Source organism: Terriglobus sp. YAF25 (genome assembly GCF_052113305.1).
Classification (GTDB): domain Bacteria; phylum Acidobacteriota; class Terriglobia; order Terriglobales; family Acidobacteriaceae; genus Terriglobus.
The window spans coordinates 1-4,997 of record NZ_JBFRCY010000316.1 but is presented as its reverse complement, the minus strand read 5'-3'; the positions used below and the strand labels follow the sequence as shown (position 1 = coordinate 4,997).

At 58.2% G+C, this 4,997-nt stretch carries 4 protein-coding genes; 2 read left to right on the top strand and 2 right to left on the bottom strand.

Translation table 11 applies throughout. The annotated features are described in order from the left end of the window. The first annotated feature begins 481 nt into the window (after positions 1 to 481). Both AB4043_RS14200 and AB4043_RS14195 read left to right on the top strand, forming a co-directional pair. Positions 482 to 1,996, top strand: coding sequence for a leucyl aminopeptidase (locus AB4043_RS14200; protein ID WP_442300090.1), 1,515 nt, complete (start codon positions 482 to 484; stop codon positions 1,994 to 1,996). 23 nt (positions 1,997 to 2,019) lie between these two features. After that, on the top strand, positions 2,020 to 2,379 hold the full coding sequence (locus AB4043_RS14195; protein WP_442300091.1) for a response regulator: 360 nt from the start codon (positions 2,020 to 2,022) through the stop codon (positions 2,377 to 2,379). On the opposite strand, the gene AB4043_RS14190 is transcribed toward AB4043_RS14195, so the two are convergent. Both AB4043_RS14190 and AB4043_RS14185 read right to left on the bottom strand, forming a co-directional pair. After that, positions 2,376 to 2,939: a type 1 glutamine amidotransferase domain-containing protein gene (locus tag AB4043_RS14190; RefSeq protein ID WP_442300092.1), complete on the bottom strand. Its 564-nt coding sequence runs from the start codon at positions 2,937 to 2,939 to the stop codon at positions 2,376 to 2,378. The two genes, AB4043_RS14195 and AB4043_RS14190, sit on opposite strands and share 4 nt — an antisense overlap. Before the next feature lie 77 nt (positions 2,940 to 3,016). After that, complete coding sequence (locus tag AB4043_RS14185) at positions 3,017 to 4,993, bottom strand: arginine--tRNA ligase (RefSeq protein ID WP_442300093.1); 1,977 nt, start codon at positions 4,991 to 4,993, stop codon at positions 3,017 to 3,019. Positions 4,994 to 4,997 lie beyond the last annotated feature (4 nt).

Sequence of the window (4,997 nt, the reverse complement as noted above, 5' to 3'; positions counted from 1 at the left end):
CAGAGCGTGAGACCGAGCGGAGTCGGGAAGCCGACAAAGAAGCCCGTGCGGCCGTGGCACGCGGCCAGCGGCGCTAGAGCAATTTCCCAGTAAGTGTAATGTAGAGCTTCCGTATCTATGGGCGTCTTCCGCAATGAAAACGCCGCTGCACACCCTTTCCGGGATACCCAGCAACAGGGAAAATGCTCTAAAGCAATTCTCCTAAAGGTGTGGAGCGGAGTCTGGGCTGTTTGCGCCGTTTTCCTGCGAAGGAAACGGCATTCGCAGTTTTATCCAAAGCCACAGAATTAGGAGAATTGCTCTGATTGTCGATTGCCGACATTCCGTCTACGATGGAACTTTCCTGTCCAGCGTTGGAGCATTTTCCCTGTAGGTGTAGAGTAGGGCTTCCGCATCTATGGGCGTTTTCTGCAATGAAAACGCCGCTGCACTCCTCTTCCGGGATACCGAGCGACAGGGAAAATGCTCTACCATGAGGAATATGCAGACCAAGCTTGTTTTTGAGGATGCCGCATCCTCCGCCTCCCCCCTGCTAACAGTTTTCGCCCTCGACCAGAACACAGAAAAGGAAGGCGACCCGAAGATCGCCCTGCTCTCTGTGTCTGCCGCCGTACAGTCGGCAGCCGCTACCGTGCTGACCTCCGGAGAGTTCAAGGCGGGGGTTGCGGAGACTCTGCTGCTGCATAACCCCGCCGGGCTGAAGGCAGCTCGCCTCCTGATTGTCGGCGTGGGCAAAGCAAAGTCCCTTTCCGCCGTCGAGCTGCGGAAGGCCGGCGGTACGGCAGTCCGCTTTGCCAAACCTCGCGGTATTCGCGAAGTGGCAATCATCTTCCCTGAGGCGCAAGATCTTGCCATCGAACCGGCTCGTTCTGCACAGACCATTGTTGAAGGCGCTGTGATCGCCGACTTCGATCCGGATACCTATAAGTCCGACCGCAAGGACCAGAGCATTGCCACCCTTAGCGTGTTTGCTCCTTCAGGAGTGCGGGCAGCCATTGAGACCGGCGTTGCCGCGGGCGAGATCATCGCCTCTGCACAGAACTTTGCCCGCTCGCTGGTCAATGAACCGGGGAACAAACTTACCCCTACCGTTCTTGGGCAGCGCGCCGCGGAGATGGCCCGGACATCCGGCCTTGCCGCTGAGGTGTACTCCACCGAAAAGATGAAAGAGCTGGGCATGGGAGCTTTTCTCGGCGTGGCCCAGGGCAGCTATGAACCGCCCGCGCTCATCGTGCTGACCTATACGCCTCCGTCGGCTCCCGCAGCCGATGCTCCGGTGTTTGGCCTGGTCGGTAAAGGCATTACATTCGACACCGGCGGCATCTCCATCAAGCCGGCTGATGGCATGGAAAAGATGAAGTACGACATGGCCGGCGCGGCCGCCATGCTGGGAGCCATGCAGGCCATTGCCGCACTCAAGCCGCCGTTCAAGGTCATCTCTGTCATCTGCTCCTGCGAGAACATGCCCTCGGGCCGCAGCTACAAGCCGGGCGACATTCTCACCTCAGCCAGCGGAAAGACGATTGAGATCAACAATACCGATGCCGAGGGCCGCCTGGTGCTGGCCGATGGCCTCTGGTACGCCAAGCAGCTTGGCGCGACCAAACTCGTCAATGCAGCCACCCTTACCGGAGCCTGCGCCGTTGCCCTGGGGCTGATCAACGCCGGCCTGTTCACCAATGATGAGGCCATCAGCACAGCGTTTACTGGTGCGGCCAAGATCGCCGGAGAAGGTTTCTGGACTCTTCCCAGCTCCGACGAGTATCTGCAACTGATGAAGTCTTCCATCGCAGACCTAATGAACACCTCCAACACACGCTGGGGCGGAGCCTCCACTGCAGCGGCCTTCCTGAAGGAGTTCGTCGGTGAAACCCCCTGGATCCACCTCGATATTGCCGGCCTGGCCTGGCAGGACGCAGACAAACCCTGGATGCCGAAAGGTCCGTCGGGTTTCGCCGTGCGCTCCATCGTGGAATGGGTTCGCTCGACTCAGTAAAAACAAGAAGTAGACGCTTCAGAATGCCCCAACAACCAACGATTCTTTTCGTCGATGACGAACCCGTCCTGCGCGAGCTTCTCCCCCTGTGGCTCGCGCAGCATGGATACCGCGTGCTCACTGCCTCGAGCGGAGAAGAGGCCTTAGCGATTCTGCAAAGAGAAACCGTCGATGTTCTGCTGACCGACTACAACCTTCCCGGTATCAGCGGAGCGCAATTGATCGAACAGGTTCCGGACAAGCCTTCGCTCGTCCTGTACTCCGATGCAGCCGACTTCCCGGAGACGGAAAAGCACCGCCTCAAAATTCGGGAAGTGCTCTCCAAGCCTATTCGGCGCGAGATCCTACTCTCCGCGCTCAAGGACATTACGATTCAGGGTTAGGCTGCAGATCTCCGCAGCCCGGACTTAGCGATCTGGTGGATCGTTCTGTCGTTGAACACCTTCAGGTCATCTGGCTTGCGGCTGGTCACGAGCCCCTTGTCTTCGACAACCTCGCGATCCACCCAGCTGGCTCCGGCGTTCATCAGGTCCGTCTTCAGCGACGGCCATGAGGTCATCGTCCGGCCCTTGACCACACCGGCTTCAATCAGAGTCCACGGTCCGTGACAAATCGCTGATACCGGCTTGTCCGCCGTGAAGAACTCTTTGACGAAGCTGACCGCATTCGCATCCATACGAAGGCGGTCAGGATTCATCACACCACCTGGTAAAACCAGAGCATCGTAGTCCGAAGCCTGGGCTGAATTGAGATTGACATCGACCTTCACGGTCTCTCCCCAGTCTGTCATGTCCCAGCCTTTGATCTCCCCGGCTCTCGGAGAAACAATCTCCACCGTCGCTCCAGCCGCCTGCAGGGCCTTGTAAGGCTCCCTAAGTTCCGACTGCTCGAAACCATCCGTGGCCAGAATCGCAACACGTTTCCCAGTCAGATCGTTTGCCATCTCTTACCTCCATGTGGGGAGATAAGACAGCGTTCCGGCTCTCACCGTTGCCCGCCTCGCCAAGGAGAGAAAGCTCCCTACATCACCTCGGGAGCTTCAATCCCCAGCAACGACAAGGCGCGAACCATCTCGCGTTTGGCGACAGCCGCCGTAGCCAGAAGGAGTTTCTTCTTCGCCTCATCCGTCTCGGTCAGGATGTGATGCTTGTGGTAGAAGTTGTTGAACTGTTGCGCCAGCTGGAAGACATACTTTGCCAGGATCGCCGGTTCTGCATTCTGGATGGCCTGCTCAATCACCATCGTCAGCTTCGACGCCGTGAGCCATACCTCCCAGATGCTGACGCCGCTCTCCCCTTCCAGCAGATCCCCTGGTGCGAGGTCGGACACCGCGTCCTGCTCATCGACACCCGCTTTACGGAAGATATTTGCGGCGCGCACGATGGCGTACTGCACGTATGGTCCGGTCTCACCCTCAAAGCTCAATGCATCGCGGAAGTCGAATGCGATGACGGTATTCCGTGAGTACTTCAGCATGAAGTAACGCAAAGCGCCAACGGCGATCTTACGTGCGGTTTCGAAGCGGTCTGGCTCGTCCAGTTCAGGATGACGCGAGTCCACTTCGACCTTCGCTGCAGCAATCAGCTTGTCCAGCAGGTCATCCGCTTTTACGCCGAATCCCTTGCGCCCGCTCACCTCGATGTAGGCACGCTGCTGATCTTCTTCGCTGATGGTGTAGCCCAGTTCAATCGCACAACGTGGCGTCAACGCCACCATCTCGTAGTTCAGATGAGTGTAGCGATCAGCGGCATCCTCGTATCCCATGCCGCGTAGAGCCTGAATGACGTTGTTCTGCGGATCATTCTGACGTGAGTCGATGACGTTGTAGATGGCATCCGCGCGGCCGAAATATGGATGCTGCTCTTCGCCGTGTTCGGTCGAGATCCAGCACATATGGTTTGGGTATTGATGGAACGGCTTATAGCCGAAGTCCTTGCCCAGCAGGCCGAACTTCCACAGATGATAAGCAATGTCCTTACCGACGTAGGTCACCGTGCCGTTTGACCGTACGATCACCTTCGCATCCTCATCCGGCCCTTCGGTGGGGACCTCAGCGCCGGCGCGGCGCATCACCCAGCAGCCTTTGTTTTTGCCCTCGGTCTCCTGGTAGAGCACTCCCTTCTCAATCATCAGTGCCCGGGCCGCATCCCAGAACTTCAGATGGAGGATCTCGCTCTCTCTGGGCAGGAAGTCATACTCGATGCTGAGCCGCTCCATGGTCTCGAGATGCCGGCGCAGTACGGCTGTTGCAATCAGATCGGCAACCTCGGCAGTCTCATTGCCGCCGTGCTCGATGGCGTGCAGTGTGTCGAGACGCAGCTTCTTCCGTGCTTCCTTCTCCGCCTCATCGGCCGTGTACCACTGCGAGACACGCGCGTACAGATCCCACATGTAGTAGTCGACTCGTTCGTTGCTGGCCGCGAGTTCTTCAAGCAACGACTTCACGCCGGCAAGCGAGCGGCCTTCCAGGGCCACCATGCCTACCACCACATCGGCGACCTGCACTCCGGTGTTATCGATGTAGTTCTGAACGCCGACGTCATAACCGCTCTTATATTCGTCTTTGCGCAGCAGCCGCTGAAAGGTATCTCCCAGAATGGCATTGCGCAGGTGACCGATGTGGGCAGCCTTATTGGGATTGATGCTGGTGTGCTCCACCAGCCGGAACCCTGGGCCACCAACGTCGGCGTGCTCAGCGGTTGCAATACGGCCGGCAACCACGCCGCGATCGAGCTTGATATTCAGGTAGCCCGGACCGGCGATCTCGACCGAGGCGACACCCTCGATCGATTCGAGCTCAGGACGAAGCTCCTCGGCAACCGCTCGCGGCGCCTTTTTCACCCGTTTCGCCAGTTGCAGCGCTACAGGCAGCGCATATTCGCCGAACTCAATCTTCGGCGGCTGCTCCACGGCAACCTGGGGCAGTTCAATTCCGTATTTTTTCTCAACGACAGCGGCAATCTGCCGCAGCAGATCTAATTGAATCTTGCGATACATACTC